This window comes from Mycobacterium sp. IDR2000157661, from assembly GCF_022317005.1.
Taxonomy (GTDB): Bacteria; Actinomycetota; Actinomycetes; order Mycobacteriales; family Mycobacteriaceae; genus Mycobacterium.
On the sequence record NZ_CP081006.1, the window covers coordinates 604,499 to 626,495 of the forward strand.

Genomic DNA, 21,997 nt, shown 5'->3' on the forward strand with positions numbered 1-21,997 from the left:
TCAGCCGCCCGGCGGCAGCAGCATCGTCTGCCACGTCTTGTGCTGCGGGGCGCCCTGCGCCAGATCCGCCCGCGTGTATCGGCGGCCGTCGGGGCCGATGTAGGAACCGCTGGCCGGGTCGTATCCCGTCACCGCAAGCGCAGGGGGGTCCGGCAGCGCGACGGCAGGCGGGCTGGGCGCGGCCGGTGCGGACGCCGACGCCGGCGGCAGGTGCGGTACCGGCTGGCCCGACAGTGTTGCGTTCGGATCACCCTTCCAGTTGAACCCGTCATTGAGCGGCACGTACTGTTCGTCGCTTTCGCACAACGCCACCGTGGGCGCACGCTTGCCGGGCACGGTCTCGCAGGGAATGTTGCGTGCGCCACGCACATTGAACGGCGAATCAGGTGGCACCCGGCAATACAGGTCACCGGCCGGCCGCTGCGGATAGTCTTCCGACGCGGCGGTTCGCTGTTGATCGGCCGGCAGGAAGCCGGTGGTGCACGGCGGCGGCAGGTTGAGATTGAGGTTGAAGCTCAAGTACTGGCCCTTGTAGTCCTGCTTGGTGTTCAGATTGCCGAGGATGCCGGCCTGTTCGATCGCGATGGCTTGCGGGAACACCACGAGCAGTTGTTCGATGTCGTTCTGGTAGGTGAGCGCGACCTGGCCTACGGTGACGAGGTTGGCGAGCAGGATCGGCAGCGTGGGTGCGAGCCGCTCGACCAGTTGGCGTCCCTGCGCCGCCGCCGGCCCCCCCGCATCGATCACCCCGGCGACCGCCTCGTCGTGGTCGCGCAGTTCCGCTGTCACGGTGGCCAGGTGAGATGCCCACGCTCGGATCGCGTCGGAGGAGTCGGTCTGCGAATCCAACACGGGGCCGGCCCGATCGATCAGAGTTGTCAACGCGTTCAGATTCTCGCGGGCGTCGATCGACAGCGTGGTCGCTCCCTTGACCAACCGGGACAGCTCGGGACCGAGCCCGCCCACCGCGGTGTAGGACTCGTCGATCACCGTCTCGAGGTTGTCGCGCGGAATGGCATGCAGTCCGGCATTCGCCGTGGCGAGCAAGGTGTTGATGTCGGGCGGCACGGAGGTGTCGGCCAGCGCGATCACATCGCCGTTCTTCAACGGAGGCGCCGTGCCACTTCGGGGCAGCAGCAGGACATAGGATTCGCCGACCGCTGACCGGCTGTGGACCTCTGCGGTGAGGTCCGACGGTATGTCCACACCCGACGTCAGCGACAGCACCGCTTCCACGCCCGTGTCGCTCAGCCGAACCGATTGCACTCGCCCGACTTTGGTACCCCGATACGTGACGTTGCCGGTTTCGTAGAGGCCTCCGGATCGGGGCAGTTCGACGGTCACCGTGTACCGCCCGATGCCGAACATCGTCGCGGGCAATTTCATGAAGTGCAACGTCATCACGGCAACCGCACCCACGGCGACCACCGCGAAAACGGCCAGCTGGAGCCTCGTCCGTCGGTTCAGGTGCACGTCAGGGCCCCTGGTCCCACCGGTAAGGGATGGTGAGCGGGTTTCCGGGGCGGTTCGGACCGCCTGCCATGCAGGGGCTCGGGAACTGCCCGATGGTGCGGCCCCACTGCAGCTCCAACGCGGTCAGGTCGCACTCCCATCGGGTGCCGGTGAACAAGCTCTGATCGATCCGGCTCAGCGTGAGGTCCACGATGGCGGTCAGGTTGGCGTAGTCACCCCGCTGGAAATTCTCGAAGGTCTCGTTCGGAAAAGGAAACGTTGCCAGCAGGCTGAGGGATCGGGTGAGGCTGGGCCCGGCGTTGGCCAGCGATTCCAGCACGGGCCCGACATCGGACAACTCCTTCACCAGGTTGGACTTCGTCTGATTGACCGAATCAACAGTCAATGCGCTGAAATTGGCGAGCTGTTCGGCGGCCTCTACCAGATGGTCCCGTTCGGAGTTGAGCACCTCGAGCGCGTCAGGGACGGTGGCCAGCGCCCTGTCCAACACGGGTTGCTGCGCAGCGAATCGCCCGACGAGGCGGTTCACACTGTCAGCGGCGGCGATGATGTCGCCGGTCTGGCCGTCGAGGTGGGCGGTGAATTCGCTGAGCTGCTCCATCAGGCTCCGCGCGTCGTGCTCTCTGCCCCGGAACGCGGTCGAGAAAGCCTCGGTGATGTCCTGCACCTGACCCAACCCGCCGCCGTTGAGGACCATCGACAACGCCGCCAGCGTCTGCTCGGTGTTCGGATAGGCACCGCCGCGCGACAGCGGGATGACCGACCCGTCGTGCAGCCTGCCCTCCGGAAGCTCATCGCTCGGGGGTGCCAGCTCGATGTGCAATGAACCGAGCAGGCTGGTGCTGCCGATCTTGGCGGTCGCGTTGGCTGGGAGGTCGACGTCGCGGTTGAGCCGCATCGTCACCAAGGCATGCCACCCTTGGCGTTCGATCTTCGCCACATGCCCGACGGTGACATCGGCGACGCGCACCCGTGAGTTCGGCTGGACGTTGTTGACGTCCGGTAGTTGCGCCCGGACTTCGAATGAGCCCGAGTCGTTGCCCTGAACACCCGGCAGCGGCAATGAGTTCGGCCCCCGCCAGCCGCACCCGGGGACGACAGCAACCAACAGGACGGTGACCAGCAGGGCCACCGCACGGTGCCGGCGCCGCCGAGTCATGAGCGACCACCGTGTGGCACCATCAACCCGGGCAGACCCTCCGCGGGGTCGGTGGCCACCACCGCGCCGGGGATCGGCCGTTCTGCGGCCAGTGCCGAATCCGGCGCCGCCGGAACGTGATCGGGCCGCATCCAGGCCTCGCTGTAGGTGATCTCATTCGGTCGGGCCTGAGTGCCGACGAAGAGGTTCTCCCCCAGCGGCGGAAAGTTGTACTGGCGGTTCTTCACGATCGGCGCCAGATACTGCGCGCACAGCTTCGCCGATTGCTCACCCCCCAGCCGGGATGCGGACTGAATCGCCCCGCAGAGGAAGGAAATCGGGTCGGCGAAGTTGTTGATGGCCAGCGCACCGGTCAACGAGCCATTGGCGGGCTCGTAGATGTTGTTGAAGTTCTGCAGCACTGTCGGGGCGATGTGCAGCGTCTGCTTGATGTCATCGATGCTGCCGACCAGAGTGTCGGTGATCGAGGTCATCTTGTCCGAGGCGGTGCCGATGGCCTCCGTGTGCTCGGCCGCGAAGTCGTGGACATCGGAGAGCACGGAATTGAGGTCTTCTGCTGCCCGGCCGACCTTGTCGGGATCATCGGCCAGTAGCGACGTCACAGCGGCAAGGTTGTGGTTGAGCTGTTCGAGCAGATCGGCGCTGTCATGCAGAGCCGACACCAGCGTCGAGAGGTTCTTCAGTGTGGCGAAGACGTCGTTGCGTTCATCGGAGAGAGTCGAAACAGTCCGTGACAGTTTGGTGATGGCGTCACGGATGGTGGGTCCCTGACCCCGAAGATTGTCCGCGGCGGTGTTGATGAGCGCTCCCAGTGTGCTGACACCGCCGGGCTGATCGGGTCTCAGTAGCTCGGTCAATCGCTCGAGCTGGGTTCGTAGGTCGTCCCATTCGACCGGCACCGCGGTGCGCTCGAGGGGGATGACGGCGCCGTCGGTCATCGTCGGACCGCCGCTGTAGGGCGGCGTCAGCTGGATCGACCGTGCCGTCACCAGCTGCGGCGCCAAGATCACCGCCCTGGCATCGACTGGTACTTCGTACTTTTCGTCGATCCAGAACGTGACCTTGGCACGCTCGGGCTGGGGATCGATCCTCTCGACCTTGCCGACCGACACGCCCCGAATCCGCACATGGTCGCCGGCGAACAGCCCGGTGCTGTTCTCGAAGAAGGCGACCACCGTCGTCCGGGCGGCCTGCGCGGGCAGGCGCACCGCTGCCACCACGCCCGCACCGAACACCAGCAGCAGTACCGCGGCCACGACCGCGCGCACATTTCGCAACCGCCGCGTCATGGTTGGACGCCCGACTGCTCGGGTGGCGGCGCCGCGGGCGGGCCCGGCGGCGGGCCGCCGGGTGGGGGAGGTGGTGGCGGCTGGCGGTAGGGGTACCGGGGGTCACCGGGCTTGCCGGTGATCGCATCCGGCAGTGTCAATCTCGGTTCGCCACCCTGGCCGGTGCGGGGAAACGGCATCGACAGCGCCGGAGTTGCCGGCTGTCCGGTCTGCGGATCGGTCAGTTCCGATGGCAGCATCGTGGCCGGATCCAGCCCGAGGTCGGAGAACGCCGCATCGATGAATGGTTGTACGAATTGACCGGGGAACAGGTTGGCCACATACGCCTTGAAGAACGGTCCAGAGGAAACGGACTCACCAAGCGACATGACATAGGTGTTGATCAGCTTGATCGCCTGTGCCATTCGCTCCTTACGGTTGTCGACGATCGCGAGCACCCCGTTGAGCTTGTCCAGTGCGGGTCGGAGCTGCTGGCGGTTCTCGTCGATAAACGCCTTCAGCTGCACCGAGACCGCCGAGATATTGCCCCAAATCCGGTCCAGGGCTGCGCTTTGCGTCCGCAGCTGCGCCAGTAGCACATTGGTGTCGCGGACCAGCCCGACGATCTGGTCGGTGCGGTCGGCCAGTACCCCGGTCGCGGCGGCCGCGTTCTCCAGCAGGCTGCGCAGCTGGGCATCGCGAGAGTCAAGGGTCTGCGCAAGCCGGGATACCCCGGCCACCGCCTCCTTCAGATCCGGCGGCGTGTCGGCGAATGTCTGCGCCAGGGTCGCCAGCGATGTCGACAGCCGGCCGGTGTGCAGGCCGCCGATCGTTGTTGCCAAGTCACCCAGCGCATCCGGCAACTGGTAGGGCGAGACTGTCCGGTTCAGGGGGATGGTGCCGCCGAGTCGGCCGTCTCCCAGCGGAGTCACGTCGACGATCTTGGCGCCCAGCAGGCTCTTGGTTCTGATCGCGGCCTCTGTGCGGGTCCCCAGCCGGACGTCGTCGCCGATCTTGAAGGTGACGAGGACCCCGCTCGGCTCCAAGTCGATGCTCATGACGCTGCCTACCGGGTATCCGGACACTTCGACAGCGGCGCCGGTGTTCAAGCCGCCGGCGTCGTCGAAGTACGCGGAGTGCACCTGACCCCGGTTGAGGAACGGCAGGTTCTGGTACTGCAGTGCCGCCGCAACCATCGCCGACACTGTCACGACACCGACGGCACCGATGAGCACCGGGTTGCGTTCCGAGAAGGACTTCACTTGGGCGCGCACCGCCCTGTGCTCTGGCCGGCCACCTTGACATACACCGGCTGTCCGCCTTTCCCGTTTAGCTTGAGCACCACGTCGCACAGGTAGAAGCTGAAGTAGTCGCCGTACATCCCCTGCCGGACCAGCGCCCGGTATTTGTCGGGCAACGTGTTGAGCAGGTTGTCGAGGTATTCGCTGTCCGCAACGGCGATCTGCGTCACCCGGTCGGTCTCGTGAACCACCTTCCCGAACGGCGCCCGTGATTGCGCCACGAGGTCGGCGAGCGAGCCGGCCGCGGCGTCGGTATAGGCCACGGCGTTGGAGACGTCGGTACTGCGTTCCGCGAGCCTGCGGACCAGTTCGGACAGTGACGCCACTGCCGTGTCGAGGCGGTCGCTCTGTCCCCCGAGCGATCCCAGTACGGCGTTGAGATTGTCGATGACCTGCCCGATGAGCAGATCGCGGTCGGCCAACGCATTGGTCACCGCCGCGGCGTGGTCGAGGAAGGACCCGATCGCGGGTCCCTGGCCCGCGAAGGCCTCGATCAGTTGCGCACTCAACGTGTTGACCTGTTCCGGGTCGAGCGCCCGAAACAGCGGCTTGAAGCCACCGATCACCGCGTCCAAGTCCAGCGCGGGTTCGGTACGGGTCAGCGGAATGGTCTGGCCTGGAAGCAGTGTCGTGAGCCCGCCGGTGCCTTCCTCCAGCGCGAGGTAGCGGTCACCGAACAGGTTGTCGTAGCGGATCACTGCGCGGGAGCCCTCGGTGAGCACCACCGACTTGTCCGCCGAAAACGCCACTCGGACGGTCGCGTCGGAGTTGATGGCGATGTCGCCGACCTTGCCGACTTCCACCCCGGCGATTCGGACGATTGTGCCCTTTCTCAGATTCGAGACATTGGTGAAATCGGCGTAGTAGGTATTGCCGGCACCGAAGCGGAACTGTCCGAAGGTGATCAGCAGCAGGAAGGCGACAAACGAGCAGACAGTAAGCCAGATGGCCAGGCGCCAGATGACGCCTTTGAGATCAGCCATGGTTTCTCCCCTGCTTCAGCGGATGGTCGACGGTCACGATGGCGGCGGCGGGCCGGTGTTCGTGTGCTGCGCCGTTGAGTCCGCCGGCGCGACACCGGGCCACAACGGCACCCCACCCGGCCCGTACAGTGGCGCGCCGTAAGGCGGTGCCCCGGGGTACGGAACCGGTCCGATCGCCGGGCCCGGAATGCACTGACGGATGCTGGGTGGCTCCGGCACAGCACGTGTCACCGGCAGGTAGTTGGCCCAGCAGGGATGCCCGATGCCGGGGTTGGGACGGATGTCGACGCCTGTGCCCCAACCGGTGTCGGTGACAAGCTGCCGGACGGGGAAGTTCTTCGTGGCGTCCGGCAGCGACCCGCAGCCCGGCTGCCCGCCGGGTCCGCCCTTGGCCGCTACCACGGGCAGATGTTGCGGATAGGCGTAGGGATCGTTGCCCAACAGCAAGGCGACATCGAGCTGCAGTGTGCGGCCGTCACCGCCCCATGCCGCATAGCCGCCGTTGTCGAGATACCACGTGGTTCCCTGCAGGAAGCAGGTGTACACCGGGTTGTGTTCGAGCAGCAGGCCCGTGGTCGGCTCGAGGGTGTTGACCGCTTCTACCAAATCGTCCTTGCTCGTGGCGAGTAGGTCGGTGCCCGCCTTGGTGAAGCCGATGACGTTGAGCAACAACGTGTCCAGGGCGCTCGCGTGGTCGGAGACGGTCGCGCTTGTGGTACTGACCGCATCGAGGATGCGCACGACGTCGTCGGCGACGGCATCGTAGGTGTCGGCGAAACCCTTCAGTGAGAGCCAGTTCTCAGCGACGGTTTCGCTGCGGTCATTGAGCGCCGTCAACACCGAATTGAGATCGGTGATGGCTTGACCCATTCGATCACCTTGTCCGCGCACGCCATCGGCCACCGCGGTCAGCACCGCGTTGAGCTTCAGCGGGTCGACCTTCTCGAGCAGCTCGACGACGTTCTCGAACACGGTGTTGATCTCGGTGCTCACGCTCTCGGAGCGCAGGACCGCACCGGAAGTCAGTCGCGCAGCGCTCGGATCCGGTGGATACACCAGCTCAACGAATTTGGTGCCGAAGGCCGTGGTGGCACTGATCCGAGCCCGCACGTTGGCCGGGATGTACCGCGTCTGTTCGGGGTCGATCTCCAGCCTCAGGCTTGTCGTGTGCTTGTCGCTGCTGAGCCGGCTGACCCGGCCGACCTTCACTCCACGCAGCATCACGTCGGCGTCGGTCTCCATCACCAAGCCCGCCCGATCGGAGGTCAGCGTCACCGGAACCGCCGACCGGAACATGCCCGTGAACGCCGCAGCGGATCCGTACAGGAACAGTGCGATCAACGTGAACAGAATCAACGCCCACCATCCGGTGGAAATGCGGTAGGTACCTGCCCTGCGGCTCATCTCGCTAACCCGCCAGCTGAAAGTTGCCGGACTGCCCGTAGATCGCCAATGTCATCACCACGATCAACAACGACGCCACCACCATCGAGGCGCGCACGGCCCGCCCCACCGCCTCTCCCACCCCGGCGGGTCCGCCGCTCGCCGTGTAGCCGTAGTAGGTACACATCAGCATGATCAACAGGGCGGCCACGGCGACTTCGCCCATCGACCACAACACATCGGTAGGGCTCAGGTAGGTGTAGAAGTAGTGATCGTAGACACCGGATCCCTGCCCATAGATCGACGTAGTGCCGATGCGTGCGGCCCAGAACGCCGTCATGAGGCCGACGCAGAACAGTGGTACCGCAACGATCACTCCGGCCAGGACCCGGGTCGACGCCAGGTAGCTGACGGTGCGAATACCGATGGCCTCCAACGCATCGATCTCTTCACTGATCCGCATGGCCCCCAGTTGAGCGGTGCTGCCGGCGCCGATGGTGGCCGCCAGGGCGACCATCACCGTTCCCGGCTGGATCTCCCGGGTGTTGAAGAAGGCCGACACGAACCCGGTCAGGGCCTCCACCCCGACCGACTCCAGTTGGTTGTATCCCTGCACCGCCACGATCGCCCCGGTGGTGATCGTCAAGAATGCAACGATCACCACAGTTCCACCGATCACCGCGAGGGCTCCCGCCCCCAGCCTCATTTGCGCTATCACCCGCAGCAGTTCGCTGCGGTAGCTGACCACCGCATCGGGAATACCCGCCAGCGTGGTGGCATAGAACCGGGTCTGCGCTCCGATCCGGTGCCACCCGCCCACCGCGGTGCTCGTTAATCGCCTCAGCCGCAGATGAGTTGGGCTCGGAACGCTCAGCGTCATGGGATCACCTCACGACACCATGAACGGGACACCGACAGCGGTGACGATGATGTTGGTCAGGAACAGGACGATGAAGGCGAACACCACGGTTTCGTTGACCGCCCGGCCCACGCCGGCGGGGCCACCCCCGACCGACATGCCCTGATAGCAGGCGATCAAGCCGGCCGCCAACCCGAACAGGGTCGCCTTGATCATCGAGATGATGACATCGGCCAGGTGGGTGAGTGTCGTCAGCCCGGCCACCCACGCGCCCGCGGAGACGTCCATCAGGAACACCGAACAGACGAACGCTCCGACCAGACCCGTCATGATGAGAACCGAGTTCAGTGCCAGCGAGACCGTGGTGGCTGCGAGCACCCGGGGTACCACCAGCGCCTGGATCGGGTTGATGCCCATCACCCGAAGCGCGTCCAATTCCTCGCGGATGGTCCGCGCACCCAGATCGGCGCACATGGCGGTGGCACCGGCGCCCGCGACCACCAACACCGTCACGATCGGACCACTCTGCGTCACCGTGAAAATCGCAGCACCCGTCCCGGAGAAGTCCGCGGCGCCGATGTCGGACAACAAGACGTTGAAGAGGAAACCCGAGATCACCGCCCACGGGATCGTCATCAACAGTCCCGGCAGCGTCGACACCCGTGCCACGAACCAACACTGAAGCAGGTACTCGCGGTACGCGAAGGGGGGCCGGAACATCATCACGAAGGTGTCCATGGCCATGGCGAAGAAGCCGCCCACCGCGCGGACGGGTTTGGCCAGCGCCTGAGTGTCGATCACCATGGCGCCGCGCACGGCGTGACGTCGAGGCTCTGCCGTCGGGTGGAGTTGCTCACGCTGACCCTCCGGACAGGTCGAAGTGGACGAGTGACAGGGGGAAGCGTACGCCGCCTGAGTCAGTGATGTCCATAGGTGATACGCCCCGTATTGCCCGCGATCACACTAAAAAGCGAGCATATTGGCATGTCGTTTGCAGTAATGTATTTACCGGATACCAGCGCATTACCACCACACGGGCGCGTGAGCGAAGGGTGACCCGGCCATCTGAGGCGCTGCTGGACGGCACCGCGCGACCGCAGCGCGATCATTTGCCCCATTTCCCGCCGCGAAGACGGTCACAATTCCAGGCATGCGACACCTGCACCGGAAACCCTGCCGTTTCAGCAGCCGAGTCGAACGGACCCTCCCGCAGCGCCGGGCTGCTGCCGACTCAGCACCACGGATTGCGCGGCATGGTGGTACCTGTTGCCGCTGAACACGTTTCATGCGAATTGCCCGCTTCGACGCGGCGTACCGTCGGCACCCCCACGCCGTCGCCGGCCGGCTTTCCAGCCTTCATGACTAGAATGTCCATGAGCGATACGCCTTCGGGCACATTAGCAGTGATGAAACCTGGTTTGCAGTAGTAATTATGATCGCTGATGTATCTTGGTAGTACTGCGCTGACATCGCGCGGCAGGTAGCGGTCGGCACCCGGGGCCGGAAGATCAGGAGGCGACGCGTGACCGACACCCTTCACGCCGGCGAAAAGCTCGTCCGCGACCTTCTCGACGGTGACCTCGATACTATCTGCGGTGCATCCGTACGCTTCAGTGACTGCCTCCCGCCCGCGGGTCACGACCGCCAGAGTGGCTTCGCACTGTGAGCGGCGTGGCCGGCGACTCGGTCGCTGCTGCACCGCCCGCTGTCGAGCGCGTAGCGCCGACCGTCCGGCGCAGGCCCAAGGACCGCAAGAAGCAGATCCTCGAGCAAGCGGTCCGGCTGTTCATCGAGCGCGGCTTCCACTCCGTCAAGCTGGAGGACATCGCCGATGCGGCCGGGGTCACCGCGCGTGCGCTGTACCGCCACTACGAGAACAAACAGGCTCTGCTCGCCGCGGCGATCCGCGCCGGCCAGGAGCAGTACCAGAGTGCCCGGCAGTTGACGGTCGGTGCGGCGGCCGCGACTCCTCGCCCGCTCAGTGTCGATCTGCCCGACCTCATCGCCGCCGCCGTTGCGTCCCGGTCGTTGACGGTGCTGTGGCAACGCGAGGCCCGCTATCTGGACGAGGTCGAGCGAGCCGAGGTGCGGCGCCGGATCAATGCGATCGTCGCGGGCATCCGCGAGGGTGTCCGATTGGAGATGCCGGAGCTCAGCCCGGCCCACACCGAGCTGCGGGCCTGGGCGGTGTCGAGCACCATCACCAGCCTGGGCCGGCACACCCTGACCCTGCCGAGCCAAGAGCTCAAGGAACTCTTGTACCGCGCATGCATGGCCGCGGCTCAGACTCCCCCGACTGGTGATCTGGCCCCGCTGGTGGTGACACCGAAAAATGCGGAGCGCGTTCTGTTCTCCCGCGCAGAGACGCTGCTGGCCACGGGCGCCCGGTTGTTCCGGGCGCAGGGTTACCCCGCCGTCAGCACCAGTGAGATCGGCAAGGGCGCCGGGATCGCCGGCCCGGGTCTGTACCGTACGTTCCCGTCAAAGCAGGCCATCCTCGACGCGCTGATCCGCCGACTCGACGAGTGGTGGAGCCTCGAGTGGATCCGCGCCTTGCGGGAGGATGCGGGCGACGCGGAATGCCTGCACGCACTCGTCGCAGGCCGGGTTCGCGTCAGCTTGGCGGATCCCGATCTGGTCTCCGTGTCGATCACGGAGCTCTCCCACGCCTCCAGCGAGGTCAGCGACTGCTACGCGAGGAACCAGGCAGACCGCGAGGGCGTGTTGATCGACCTGGTCCGAAAGCTGTTTCCCGAGACCACGATCACCGAAGGACGGTTGCTCGTGGCAGGTGCCGTCAGTTTCATCGACGATACCGTGCGCACCTGGCATCTCACCCGCCACGGCGGCGTCGCCGACGAGATCACCGCGATCGCGCTGTCAATCCTGACCAGCCGAGGATCACCATAGCGCGGACGCGGTGCCACCATCTGCGAACTGTGCGGTACCCGTGACGATCGAAGCGTCGTCCGACAGCAGGAAGGCGACCACGCCCGCGATCTCGCCGGGACCCGCCATGCGCCCCTGGAGGCGGTCGATCATCGTGCGCGCGCCACCCTCGCCGAGCGTCTCATCGAACTGCGTCATCGCGGTCTGCTGCATCGCGGTGTCGACGAACGCGGGCAGTACGGCGTTGGATCGCACATTGCCCGAGCGCAATTCGGCGGCGGTGATACGGCTGAGCTGGATGATCGCGGCCTTCGACAGCCCGTAGGCGACCGTTCCTCCGGCCCCGACGACACCGGCCAACGAGGCCATGTTGACGATGGCACCACCGCCGCGCTCGATCATCTTCGGTGCTGCATGTTTGGTGCACAGCCAGGTGCCGCGCAGGTTGATGCGGATGACCCGGTCGAAGTCATCGACGGTGGTGTCGGTCAACGGCGCGAAGTGCACGACGCCGGCGTTGGCGACCAGCTTGTCCACACCGCCGAACGCTGCGGCGCAGGCGTCCACCATGGCGATCACCTGCTTCTCGTCGCTCACGTCGACCGCATGGGCGACGGCGCCTCCGCCGATGCCGGCCGCCGCGGCGTCGGCGGCATCGCCATCGATGTCCGCGCACAGCACCCGGCAGCCCTCGGCGGCGAGCCGCTGGGCGATCGCCAGCCCGATTCCGGCTCCTGCGCCCGTCACGATCGCCGCCTTGTCGGCCAGATCCGGATAGGTCATTGGCTCACCTCGATGTCATGTTGCGCCGTAGCGCTTCTCATCCTGCCTGACAAAGACCGAGATCGCGGATGGCCCCGAACATCACCAAACCGAATCCCGTGGTGTCCTCGGACAGCCGGATCGTGTACACGCCGAGGTCGCGAAGTATCCATGTCACGGTATCGGAGGTGAGATCCGCTGTACCCGCGTCGCCGCCGCCGAGGACACCGCACGCCCGCACGGGTCCAGCGGGGCGCGCGTAGACGATCACTCCGCCGCCCTGAATCCGCATCGCTTCCAGCGCGCCCGCGAGTTCGCCGCCGCAGCGACATGCCTTGGAGCCGAACACATCACCGGTCAGGCACTCGACGTGAACGTGCAGCGGCACGGCCACCCCCGGGCCCACGTTGCCGACGATCACCGCCAGGTGTTCACCACCGGTATGCACGTCGCGGAACCCGATAACCCGGGAAGCACCGGCGCTTATCGGCAGAATGCTCTCCGCCAACCGTACGACCTGAGGTTCGGTTCGCCGGCGATACTCGATGATCTCGTCGATCGAGACGATCGGTAGCGAGTGCTCGACGCCGAACTCGACCAACTCGCCGCGGCGGGCCATCGCGGTGGGGCGGCGACGCGACACGATCTCGCACAACACGCCCGCCGGCCGCCGCCCCGCCAGGCGGGCCAGATCCACCGCCGCCTCCGCGGCCCCCGGACGGATCAGCACGCCTCCGGGTCCCGCGTGCACGGGGATGACATGACCGGGGCGCAGGAAGTCCGGCGCAGTCGAGTGCGGTGAAGCCAGCGCCGTGATCGTCCGTGCGCGATCGGTCGCCGAAATGCCGGTGCCCGGTTGACGCAAGTCCACGGTCACCCGCTGCGCAGCCGCATCCGAGCCACCATTGTCGCTGTTGCACATCGGCGGTAGGTTCAGTCGCTCGCATTCCGCACCGGGCAGTGCGACGCGTACATAGCCCGACGTGTGTCGAATGGTGAAGGCGAGCAGCTTCGGAGTGGCGGCGTCGGCGGCGAAGACGAGATAACCGTCGCTGTCGTCGGTGGTGCCGCTCACCACGGCTGCACGGCCCGCAGCCACCGCGGTGATCGCCCGCCGTACCCGCACATCGGATGTCCTCATCGACTCTCCTGCACTGTGCCTACAACGGCCAATCGCCGGAATCTGCTGTGGTGGAAGACCAGCGGCATCTTCTCCGGGTCGGCGCCCAGCTCACAGATCTCGAGCAGAACGATGGTGTGGTCCCCGGCCGGGACTTCGGCGTGCACGCGGCAATCCAGCCAGGCACTGGCGCCGTGGACGAAGACGCTGCCACTCGGCTGGTGGATCCAGCGCACCGTGGCGAACCGGTCGCCGACCTTGCGCGACAGGCTCAGGCAGGCCTCGCCGTGGTCCTCGGCCAGCACACTGACGCCCAACCGCAGGCGGCTCCGCAACCTGGGCCATGTCGTCGAACTGTTCTGGACACAGACCGACACCAGCGGCGGATCGACCGAGACCGGGGTGAAGGAGCTGGCTGCCATCCCGACCGGCACGCCGTCGAGCAGCGCGCACACCGCGGTCACCCCGGACGGGAAACAACCGTAGACCCGGCGCAATTCGGCGCCATCGATGTGCCGTGGGGTCGTCTGATCCATGTCGTTCACCCTCTGCCGGCTAACGCAGCGTACGCAGGAAGTCGAGCACCAGCCGGTTGGTTTCCTTCGGCTCCTCCTGCTGGATCCAGTGACCGACGTCGGCCACCATGTGGGTGCCGCAGTAGTTCGACATCACCTCGCCCGCACGCTCGACGGCCTCGGCCCCCCATGTCGTTCCCACGTCGTACTGTCCACCGATGAACAGCGCGGGCGGTGTCAGTGGCTCGCCGGCCTGCCCGGCCAGATCCTGCCAGTCGTTGTCGATGTTGTGATAGAAGCTCAACGGTCCTCCGAAGCCGGAGCGCTCGAATTCACCTGTGTAGAAGTCGAGGTCGTCGTCGGTGAACCAGTCCGGCATGGTCTCGGGATAAGCGAACGCGTCCTTGAGCCGTGCGCCCTCGGCCATGCACAGCGGTCCGGCGCGGATCACCTCGATCGGGTCCATCGCGGCCAGATCGACGCCCGCTGCCCCGGCCGCCTTCGTGGCCGCGATCATCCCCTCCCCGGAAACCGTGTAGGTCAGACCCAGCAACCAGTTGCGCAGATCCTCCTCGATCTCGGAGATGATGCCGTCCTGTGCGGCGAAGTAATCCTGGTACCACACCTTGCCTGCACCGGCGATCTCCAGGTGGTAGTCGTTGGGGCGGCGCTCCCCGAAGGGGCTGCCCGGCAGCGCGATCACACCGCGTCCGGCGAAGGGCACGCTGACACCGACCACACCGGAGCACCTTTCCGGGTGCAGCCACGCGAACGTCCAGGCCACCGGGGCACCCCAGTCATGGCCGACGACCACGGCCGTCTTCTCGCCGTATGCCTCGATGACACCGAGGACGTCGCCGACCAATTCTTTGATGCGGTAGGCGGACTGCACTCGGTACTTCGACGAGCGCCCGTAACCCCGCTGATCGATTGCCACCGCGCGGTAGCCCGCGGCGGCCAGCGCGGGAATCTGGTGGCGCCATGAGTACCACGACTCCGGAAAGCCGTGCACCAGCACCACCAACGGGCCCTCGCCGTCCTCCACTGCGTGGATGCGGGTACCCCGGCAGTTCAGCATTCGATGAAGCGGTGGCATCTCGAGCCTCTTTCCTCGGTGTCAGGGCGCATGCGTTCCCGCCAGTCCGACCGCGACTTCCTCGGATCGGACGACGTGGTCGGGAGAGGGCACATCATCACGGTTCTCGTAGTTGCGGGCGATCAGCGTCTTCTGTCCCGACAATCTGGTCCGCGCCCACTTGCCGATCACCCGACCGGCGACCCCTGGTCGCATCAGCGCCGACGGCGGCTTGACCAGGTGAACGACCGCCAGGAACTCGTTGTAGGCCTGCGGGTCGTCGTGGACCAGCTCCATGACCCGGTCCATGTACCAGGTCAGTGCGCGGAAGTAGAACGGGCGCTTCTCGTCGACGTCCTTGAGCCAACCGAAACGCAGGTTCTGTTCGCGGATCACGAACCAGGCCGTGTCGGCAAGACGGCTGATCTTGCGGTAGTAGCGTCGTGGCAGCTCGGCGTGTCCCGGCCCATATCTCTGCAACAACAGCTGCATCTGCCGAACCTCTTTGAGCGCCAGCGTCATTCCCAGTCCGGACACCGGGTCGGCGCTGGTGTATGCGTCGCCAACCGCGAGCAGGGCCCGAGGGAGATTGCGCTTCTTCTCATAGCGCAGCCGAAGCATGTTGGGATAGCGGAAGTTGTAGATCGGTGACGCCGGTTCCAGCCCGTCGATGTTCTCCCCCACCACGGGCGACGGCATGAGATCGGCAAACGCCCGAAACTCCTGCGCCGTGCGTGGGGGCGAGTAGCAGTTGTAGGCGACCAGTGAGGTGGACAGGATGGTGCGGGAGCTGTCGGTGTAGTACTGCGCGGCGTAGGTGTCTTCGTACGGCCGGTACGCGTAGCAGATCATCATCACCTTGTCATGCCACTGCCGCTCCGGTGGCACCCGGTGCTGCATTGTGGAGTAGAAGCAGTTGATGATGTCCTGTTCGACTTCGGGCGCCCCGATCCCGATGCGCTCCAGGAACTCCGGAAGTCGGGTGTTCTTACCCGAGGCGTCCACGACGAACTCGGCAGGCACGATCTCCAAGTCGCCGTCGCGTTCCACTGCAACTCCGACCACCGCGTTGGCGTTGCCGTCATAGACAAGGTCGGCCACTTCCGATTCGTACTGGAAGCTGATGCGCGGCTCGTCGTCGAGTCGCCGCCGCACACACCATTCGAGTAATGGCCGCCCGGCACAGACGATTTGAATGGCGCCTGTACCCGGCTTCTTCCAGGTCCCGCCCAAGCGGATGCGGTACTGGGCCGCCATGTCGACGTCAAAGGCGCCCTCGCGCACCATGTCGTCGATGATGCCGGGGAACATGCGCTCCAACTCGACGCGTCCAGCGGTGAGCAGGTGATGCAGATGCCAGCCTTGTGCGGCGCCCGGCCTGCCTTCGCGGCGACGGTGCGGTGGGTCCTTCTCCAGGACGATGACCCGCTCGAAGGTGTCGCTGCACACCTTGGCCGCGGCGATCCCCGCGATGCTGCCGCCGATGATCACCGCGGTACCGCGACCCCGGCGGCGCACGTCGGCCACATCGAGCTTGGCGTGGTCAAGCCGGGGTGGGATGCGCCGCCGGACCGCCCCGCTCGGCACGAACTTCTCGTAGTACAGCCCCACACGATGAAAGCCCCGATCATCCAGCCAATTTCGGGTCGCCTCGACCATGGCGGCCGGGCCGCACAGATAGACATCCGCGTCGCCGCCGCTGAGCATGTCCTCGTTCAACAGATCGGTGACAAGCCCGATCGGTCCGTCCCACTCTTGGTCCGCATGGGCGACGGTGACGTGCACCTGCAGGTTGGCGATAACGCCTGCCAAAGCCTTGAGCTCATCGAGCTTGCAGAGATCCTCGGCATCGGTCACCCCGTAGAGCAGATGGACCGGTTGTGCGACATCGTCGAGGGTGCGCGCCATCGCCAGAATCGCCGAAAGGCCGGTGCCGCCGGCCACCAGGACCACCGGCCTCACAACGGGACGCAGGTAGAAGCTTCCCTTGCTGCATCGCAACGCGATACGGTCGCCGGGTTTCGCGCGGTCGCGCAGATAGTCCGACATGACGCCCTGCGGCAGCAGTCGAACTATGAACTCCAGTTCCTCGCGGCCGTCGGCGGGATGCGCGTAGGAGTAGTTGCGCCATGCACCGGTGCCGGGCACCTGCAGTTGGGCGAACTGTCCCGCCTTGAAGGCAAGTCCGGGCATGCCTGAGACGTCGACTCGCAGAATCGCGGTGGTCGACGACACCAGATCCACCCCGGCCACCACCCCGTGGCCGGTGATCAAGCGTGCGGCATTGTCGTCGGATGGGTACTGCAGTTCGATCAGGCAGTCGGACTTGGCGAACGTCTGACATGTCAGTATCTTTCGTGCGTCGCGCTCGACGTCGGACAAGCCCTCCGTGCGCCCCATGTCGTAGTCACCGGTGGTGCAGGCGGCGACGCAGGTGCCGCAGATCCCGCTCTGGCATTCGTTGACGATCGCGACGCCGTGTTCTTCGGCCGCCTCCAGAATCGACTGGTCCGGCCCGGCGGGCATCGTCGTCTGCGTGCCGTCCGAATATCGGACGGTGATCTGACGAGCGTCCATCGGGTACCCCTTCGGTATGAGTGCCGACAGCTAGACGGTCGCGATAACGGGCTTCTTGGCCAGCCGCGCATTCAGCTTGGGCAGGACCTCCTCGGCGAGCAGCCGCATGGACTCCTTCCAGGGACCCGGGTTGTCGCTGTAGTCGCAGCTGAGGATCAGCAGGTGTCCGAAGCCGCCGACCTGGTCGTAGGTGGCCTCCAGCTTGTCGACGACGGTGTCCACCGACCCGACCACGAAGGTGTTCTCGGCGAGGTACTCCGGTGTCACGTCTTCATCGGGCACCGACGGGTTGTGCTTGTAGAACCTCGTCATGCCGAACATCCGGAACGTCGGCAGCACGTACTCACGCATGAAGCGACCGATCATGCCGTCCACGGCGAGGCGGAACGCCTGTTCGTCGGTCTCGGCGACGACGACCTCACGCACCAGCCGCCAGTCGCGACGGTCGGGTGTGCGCCCACTGCGTGCGGCACCTTCGAGCACCGCATCCCAATGCGAGGCAACGTATTCGGCGTTGAGGTCCAGGCTCATCGGAATGTAGCCGCGCTCGCCGGCGAGCTTGAGCGTCTCCGACCCGGCGGAGAAGCCGGTGACACCGATCGGCGGATGAGGCGTCTGGAACGGCTTGATGTGGCGGGCCATCAATCCTTCGAACATCGGCGCGATGCCGTTGGCGTTCCAGTACTTTCCACGATGTTCCCACGGCTGGTCCTCGGTCCAGATGCGCAGCATGATCTCAAGCGCCTCGCGGGTCATCTCGCGATGCTCACCGTTTTGGCCGTCCACGTCGAACAGCGCCCAGTCACCGGGGATACCGCTGGCGCCGACGCCGAGCATGAAGCGCCCCTGGGCAAGGTGGTCGAAGTAGGCCACCCGGTGGGCCAGTTCCACCGGGTGGTGGTAGGGAAGCAGATGCGCACCGGGGGCGAGCTTGATCGACTTCGTCCGTTGCAGCGCTTGGGCCAGCAGCAGGTCCGGTGCGCAGATCGGCTCCCAAGCCACGGTGAAATGTTCGCCGACCCAGGCCTCCACGTAGCCCAACTGATCGGCGAGCTCGATGACCTCGAGGTCCCACTGGGTTGCGTCGTACAGGCTGCGCTCCGGTGGATGCGCCGGCATCAGGAAAAGTCCCAGTTCCATCGTGCACCTCTCGATTGTGGTCACTTGCGAGCCGCCGTAGGGATCGAGCAGCCCGGGTGGGTCTCGCGCCTCAACTGCGATGTACAACACAGTACTAGCAAGATACTTCATGCGGCGCAAGTACGGAATATCTTGCTGGTTTAGCGTGGATATTCTTTTACTCTGCCCGTATCGTCTATGGACATTCTGGTCACGCCACGCGTAATCTTCTGCATCAGCGGATCCCGCGCAGCGGGGGTGCCGACTTGAAGGGAGCACGTCGTGCAGCTTTTCGACTACATCGACTACGAACTGCTCGACGACGGTCGCATCGCCGTGGTCACTCTCGATCGCCCCAAACAGCGGAACGCGCAGAACCGGGGAATGCTCGTCGAACTCGGGTCGGCGTTCGAACTCGCCGAAACGGACGACACCGTGCGGGTGGTGATCCTGCGCGGCGCGGGGCCCTCCTTCTCCGCCGGTCACGATCTCGGGTCCTCCGACGATGTCCGCGAACGCACACCCGGTCCCGATCAGCACCCGACGTACCAATGCAACGGCGGGACGATCGGCGGCGTCGAGACCCGGCATCGCCAGGAGTGGCACTACTTCTTCCAGAACACCAGGCGGTGGCGCAATCTGCGCAAGATCACCATCGCCGAGGTGAACGGCATGGTTCTCTCCGCCGGCCTGATGCTGGCATGGTGCTGTGATCTCATCGTCGCCGCCGACGACGCGGTATTCGCCGACGTCGTCGGCACCCGACTGGGGATGTGCGGGGTGGAGTATTTCGGTCATCCCTGGGAATTCGGCCCGCGCAAGGCCAAAGAGCTACTGCTAACCGGCGATGCGCTCAACGCCGACGATGCCCACGCACTCGGCATGGTCAGCAAGGTCTTCCCCAGCGACGAACTGTCCCAGTGCACGGTCGACTTCGCACGCCGGATCGCCAAGCTGCCCACGCTGACAGCGCTGCTGATCAAGGAGTCGGTGAACCAGACCGTCGACGCCATGGGCTTCGGCACCGCGCTCGACGCGTGCTTCTCCCTGCACCAGCTCAACCACGCCCACTGGGCCGAGAAGACCGGTGACCCGCTGGGCATCGGGACGGTCGAGCACGGGCTGGAGGACTGGCGGTTGGCACCCGACATACTGCCCGCGGCCAAGCACCGACCTTGAGGCAGGCGAGGCATATGGACGTCGACTACCCACCACAAGCCGCCGCGTTTCGCGAACAGATCCGTGCCCTTCTCAGCGAGCACCTGCCGAGTGACTGGCCGGGCGCAGGTGCCCTTGCGCCCGATGAGCGCAAGCAGATCGGGCGGCGATGGCGAAAGATCCTGGCTGACCGAAGGCTCGTCGCCGTGTCGTGGCCCAAGGAGTACGGCGGCGGCGGTCTGTCCGTAATTGAACAACTGGTGCTGGAAGAGGAATTCGCTCGTGTCGGCGCCCCGGAACGGGCCGAGAACGACGCCCTCGGAATCGATCTGCTCGGAAATACGCTGATCGCGCTCGGCTCCGAGGAGCAGAAGGCGCGCTTCCTGCCCAGGATCCTGTCCGGCGAAGACCGGTGGTGCCAGGGCTTCTCCGAACCGGAAGCGGGTTCGGACCTGGCATCGGTGCGGACCCGCGCCGTGCTCGACGGCGGCGAGTGGGTGATCGACGGGCAGAAGACCTGGACGTCGGCGGGTCCGACGGCGAACTGGATCTTCCTGCTGGCGCGAACGGATCCCGCCCGACCCAGGCACGCGGGGCTGTCGATGCTGCTGGTGCCGATCGACCAGCGGGGTGTCGAGGTCCGTCCGATCGCCAACGCCGCCGGACACGCGTCGTTCTGCGAGGTCTTCCTCACCGGCGCCCGCGCCGGGGCGGCCGACGTGCTCGGCGGGGTCGGCGGCGGGTGGACCGCGGCCATGACGCTGCTCGGCTTCGAGCGTGGCTCGCAGATCATCTCCGCAGCAGCGGAATTCGGCCGCGACCTGCAACGGCTCCGCACACTCGCCCGCGCCCGGGGGCTACACACGGATCCCCTGATCCGCGACAAGCTCGCATGGTGCCACTCGCGGGTCCAGATCCTGCGCTATCAGGGATATCGGGGCTTGACCGCACTGCTGACCGGACAACGCCCGGGGGCCGACGCCGCGATCAGCAAGGTCATCTGGAGCGAGTACTTCCGGCGCTATACCGAGCTCGCCGTGGAGATAGTGGGGCTGGAGGCACTGAGCCCCAATGGTCCGGGAAACGGCGCGGCGCTGCTGGCTCCGGTGGCGGGTACGCCCAACTCGGTCGGCTGCTGGATGGAGCAACTGCTCTATGGGCGCGCCGCGACGATCTACGCCGGCAGTTCCCAGATCCAGCGCAACGTGATCGGGGAACGGCTGCTGGGTCTTCCGAAGGAGCCGCGCTGACATGGACTTCCGCTACAGCGCCGAACAGGATGACTTCAGAGCGTCGCTGCGCGGATTCCTCCGCCATGCGGGGAACATGGCGCATCTGCGCGACGTGGCCGCCGCAGAAGGCTACGACGGACCGCTCTGGAAACGGCTGTGCGCCGAGCTGGATCTGCCCGGGCTGAACATCGCAACCGGATACGGCGGAGCCGGTGGCACCATGCTCGAGACTGCGATCGCGTTCGAGGAGCTCGGCCGCGCACTCACCGCCGTCCCGATGGCCGCCACCACCTTCACCATCGAGGCCGTCATGCGGATGGGTGACGAGACCCAGCGCCACAGGCTGCTTCCCGGGTTGCTCAGCGGCGAGCTCGTCGGAGCCTTCGCGGCAGCGGGAACCGATGCCGCTGAAGCGGCGTCGACCGTAATGGCTCGTCGCGACGATGGCCGGACCACCCTCGTCGGCGAGTGCTCACCGGTACTGCACGGGCACGTCGCGGATGTGTTCGCCGTGCCGGCGCGCGCAGGCCACTCGGTGGGGGTCTACATGGTGGCGGCAGGCACCCCCGGCGTCACGGTCGAGCGCCTGCCCTCGTTCGACGTCACCCGGCCGGTCGCCAGGTTGACGCTCGACAACGCGTCAGCGGAGCCGCTGGCGGCCGCCACACCCGGCCGGATGGAGCGGGTGCTCGACGTGGCACGTGTGCTGCTATCGGCCGAGATGCTCGGCGGCGCCGAGGCATGTCTCGCACTTGCCGTCGAACATGCTTGCACCAGAACGCAGTTCGGCCGACCCATCGGTTCGTTCCAGGCGGTCAAGCATTCGTGCGCCGAGATGATGATCGAGATCGACGCGACCCGCGTGGCGGTGATGTTCGCCGCGATGAGCGCCGGCGACCCGGATGAACTGGCGAGCACGGCACCGTTGGTCAAGGCCCAGGCCGCGGACACGTTCACTCAGTGCGCCGGTTCGGCCCTCCAGGTACACGGCGGGATCGCGTTCACGTGGGAACATGACGTTCACCTGTACTTCCGCCGAGCCAAGACCACCGAAGCACTGTTCGGTAGCAGTGCCCGCCACCGAGCGCTGCTCGCCGACCGCGTGGACCTGTAACACCGCATAC

General features: G+C 66.0%; 19 protein-coding genes. 4 read left to right on the plus strand and 15 right to left on the minus strand.

Features of this window, described 5'->3' with window-relative positions; translation table 11 throughout:
- The 9 genes from K3G64_RS03775 to K3G64_RS03815 form a co-directional block, all read right to left on the minus strand.
- A complete protein-coding gene (locus tag K3G64_RS03775) occupies positions 1 to 1,473 on the minus strand; it encodes an MCE family protein (protein WP_238889108.1) in 1,473 nt (490 codons plus the stop codon).
- A gap of 1 nt (position 1,474) precedes the next feature.
- The gene (locus tag K3G64_RS03780; RefSeq protein ID WP_238889110.1) at positions 1,475 to 2,632 is read right to left on the minus strand and encodes a virulence factor Mce family protein; all 1,158 of its coding nucleotides are present in this window, start codon (positions 2,630 to 2,632) and stop codon (positions 1,475 to 1,477) included.
- Complete coding sequence (locus tag K3G64_RS03785) at positions 2,629 to 3,921, minus strand: virulence factor Mce family protein (RefSeq protein ID WP_238889111.1); 1,293 nt, start codon at positions 3,919 to 3,921, stop codon at positions 2,629 to 2,631. The genes K3G64_RS03780 and K3G64_RS03785 overlap by 4 nt, the downstream gene beginning before the upstream one ends.
- Entirely contained in the window at positions 3,918 to 5,162 is a 1,245-nt protein-coding gene (locus K3G64_RS03790) for a virulence factor Mce family protein (protein WP_238950393.1), read from the minus strand. The genes K3G64_RS03785 and K3G64_RS03790 overlap by 4 nt, the downstream gene beginning before the upstream one ends.
- A complete protein-coding gene (locus K3G64_RS03795) occupies positions 5,159 to 6,184 on the minus strand; it encodes a virulence factor Mce family protein (RefSeq protein WP_238889113.1) in 1,026 nt (341 codons plus the stop codon). Before K3G64_RS03795 ends, K3G64_RS03790 begins: the two co-directional genes overlap by 4 nt.
- A gap of 33 nt (positions 6,185 to 6,217) precedes the next feature.
- The gene (locus K3G64_RS03800; RefSeq protein WP_238889115.1) at positions 6,218 to 7,588 is read right to left on the minus strand and encodes an MCE family protein; all 1,371 of its coding nucleotides are present in this window, start codon (positions 7,586 to 7,588) and stop codon (positions 6,218 to 6,220) included.
- 4 nt (positions 7,589 to 7,592) lie between these two features.
- Complete coding sequence (locus K3G64_RS03805) at positions 7,593 to 8,447, minus strand: ABC transporter permease (RefSeq protein WP_238889117.1); 855 nt, start codon at positions 8,445 to 8,447, stop codon at positions 7,593 to 7,595.
- Positions 8,448 to 8,456: 9 nt separating this feature from the next.
- The gene (locus tag K3G64_RS03810; protein ID WP_238889119.1) at positions 8,457 to 9,230 is read right to left on the minus strand and encodes an MlaE family ABC transporter permease; all 774 of its coding nucleotides are present in this window, start codon (positions 9,228 to 9,230) and stop codon (positions 8,457 to 8,459) included.
- A 427-nt stretch (positions 9,231 to 9,657) separates the two neighbouring features.
- On the minus strand, positions 9,658 to 10,065 hold the full coding sequence (locus K3G64_RS03815; protein ID WP_238889121.1) for a hypothetical protein: 408 nt from the start codon (positions 10,063 to 10,065) through the stop codon (positions 9,658 to 9,660).
- A gap of 32 nt (positions 10,066 to 10,097) precedes the next feature.
- Between K3G64_RS03815 and K3G64_RS03820 the strand changes: the two genes are divergently transcribed.
- Positions 10,098 to 11,336 carry a TetR/AcrR family transcriptional regulator gene (locus K3G64_RS03820; protein WP_238889123.1) on the plus strand — a complete coding sequence of 413 codons (1,239 nt, stop codon included), beginning with the start codon at positions 10,098 to 10,100 and terminating at the stop codon, positions 11,334 to 11,336.
- Here K3G64_RS03820 and K3G64_RS03825 read toward each other — a convergent pair.
- The 6 genes from K3G64_RS03825 to K3G64_RS03850 are packed head-to-tail and all read right to left on the minus strand — an operon-like array spanning position 11,328 to position 18,504.
- Positions 11,328 to 12,098, minus strand: coding sequence for a glucose 1-dehydrogenase (locus tag K3G64_RS03825; protein ID WP_238889125.1), 771 nt, complete (start codon positions 12,096 to 12,098; stop codon positions 11,328 to 11,330). The genes K3G64_RS03820 and K3G64_RS03825 overlap by 9 nt on opposite strands.
- Positions 12,099 to 12,135: 37 nt before the next feature.
- Complete coding sequence (locus K3G64_RS03830; RefSeq protein ID WP_238889127.1) at positions 12,136 to 13,218, minus strand: 3,4-dihydroxy-2-butanone-4-phosphate synthase; 1,083 nt, start codon at positions 13,216 to 13,218, stop codon at positions 12,136 to 12,138.
- The gene (locus K3G64_RS03835; protein WP_238889129.1) at positions 13,215 to 13,733 is read right to left on the minus strand and encodes a flavin reductase family protein; all 519 of its coding nucleotides are present in this window, start codon (positions 13,731 to 13,733) and stop codon (positions 13,215 to 13,217) included. Before K3G64_RS03835 ends, K3G64_RS03830 begins: the two co-directional genes overlap by 4 nt.
- 19 nt (positions 13,734 to 13,752) lie before the next feature.
- Complete coding sequence (locus K3G64_RS03840) at positions 13,753 to 14,808, minus strand: alpha/beta fold hydrolase (protein WP_238889131.1); 1,056 nt, start codon at positions 14,806 to 14,808, stop codon at positions 13,753 to 13,755.
- Positions 14,809 to 14,829: 21 nt separating this feature from the next.
- Positions 14,830 to 17,364, minus strand: a complete 2,535-nt coding sequence (locus K3G64_RS03845) for an FAD-binding oxidoreductase (RefSeq protein ID WP_238889133.1) — start codon at positions 17,362 to 17,364, stop codon at positions 14,830 to 14,832.
- A 30-nt stretch (positions 17,365 to 17,394) separates the two neighbouring features.
- On the minus strand, positions 17,395 to 18,504 hold the full coding sequence (locus K3G64_RS03850) for an LLM class flavin-dependent oxidoreductase (protein ID WP_238889134.1): 1,110 nt from the start codon (positions 18,502 to 18,504) through the stop codon (positions 17,395 to 17,397).
- Positions 18,505 to 18,765: 261 nt separating this feature from the next.
- Between K3G64_RS03850 and K3G64_RS03855 the strand changes: the two genes are divergently transcribed.
- From K3G64_RS03855 to K3G64_RS03865, 3 genes are read left to right on the plus strand one after another with little or no spacing between them, the layout of a single operon-like run.
- The gene (locus K3G64_RS03855) at positions 18,766 to 19,662 is read left to right on the plus strand and encodes an enoyl-CoA hydratase (protein WP_238889136.1); all 897 of its coding nucleotides are present in this window, start codon (positions 18,766 to 18,768) and stop codon (positions 19,660 to 19,662) included.
- Between the two features lie 14 nt (positions 19,663 to 19,676).
- Positions 19,677 to 20,891: an acyl-CoA dehydrogenase family protein gene (locus tag K3G64_RS03860; RefSeq protein ID WP_238889138.1), complete on the plus strand. Its 1,215-nt coding sequence runs from the start codon at positions 19,677 to 19,679 to the stop codon at positions 20,889 to 20,891.
- A gap of 1 nt (position 20,892) precedes the next feature.
- On the plus strand, positions 20,893 to 21,987 hold the full coding sequence (locus K3G64_RS03865) for an acyl-CoA dehydrogenase family protein (protein ID WP_238889139.1): 1,095 nt from the start codon (positions 20,893 to 20,895) through the stop codon (positions 21,985 to 21,987).
- The last annotated feature ends 10 nt before the right edge of the window (positions 21,988 to 21,997 follow it).

Excerpts from the sequence above, each read along its gene's own strand:
- K3G64_RS03780 (WP_238889110.1), bottom strand. The coding sequence starts at position 2,632 with ATGACTCGGCGGCGCCGGCACCGTGCGGTGGCCCTGCTGGTCACCGTC.
- K3G64_RS03785 (WP_238889111.1), bottom strand. The coding sequence starts at position 3,921 with ATGACGCGGCGGTTGCGAAATGTGCGCGCGGTCGTGGCCGCGGTACTG.
- K3G64_RS03795 (WP_238889113.1), bottom strand. The coding sequence starts at position 6,184 with ATGGCTGATCTCAAAGGCGTCATCTGGCGCCTGGCCATCTGGCTTACT.
- K3G64_RS03800 (WP_238889115.1), bottom strand. The coding sequence starts at position 7,588 with ATGAGCCGCAGGGCAGGTACCTACCGCATTTCCACCGGATGGTGGGCG.
- K3G64_RS03805 (WP_238889117.1), bottom strand. The coding sequence starts at position 8,447 with ATGACGCTGAGCGTTCCGAGCCCAACTCATCTGCGGCTGAGGCGATTA.
- K3G64_RS03810 (WP_238889119.1), bottom strand. The coding sequence starts at position 9,230 with ATGGTGATCGACACTCAGGCGCTGGCCAAACCCGTCCGCGCGGTGGGC.
- K3G64_RS03825 (WP_238889125.1), bottom strand. The coding sequence starts at position 12,098 with ATGACCTATCCGGATCTGGCCGACAAGGCGGCGATCGTGACGGGCGCA.
- K3G64_RS03830 (WP_238889127.1), bottom strand. The coding sequence starts at position 13,218 with ATGAGGACATCCGATGTGCGGGTACGGCGGGCGATCACCGCGGTGGCT.
- K3G64_RS03835 (WP_238889129.1), bottom strand. The coding sequence starts at position 13,733 with ATGGATCAGACGACCCCACGGCACATCGATGGCGCCGAATTGCGCCGG.
- K3G64_RS03840 (WP_238889131.1), bottom strand. The coding sequence starts at position 14,808 with ATGCCACCGCTTCATCGAATGCTGAACTGCCGGGGTACCCGCATCCAC.
- K3G64_RS03845 (WP_238889133.1), bottom strand. The coding sequence starts at position 17,364 with ATGGACGCTCGTCAGATCACCGTCCGATATTCGGACGGCACGCAGACG.
- K3G64_RS03850 (WP_238889134.1), bottom strand. The coding sequence starts at position 18,504 with ATGGAACTGGGACTTTTCCTGATGCCGGCGCATCCACCGGAGCGCAGC.
- K3G64_RS03860 (WP_238889138.1), top strand. The coding sequence starts at position 19,677 with ATGGACGTCGACTACCCACCACAAGCCGCCGCGTTTCGCGAACAGATC.
- K3G64_RS03865 (WP_238889139.1), top strand. The coding sequence starts at position 20,893 with ATGGACTTCCGCTACAGCGCCGAACAGGATGACTTCAGAGCGTCGCTG.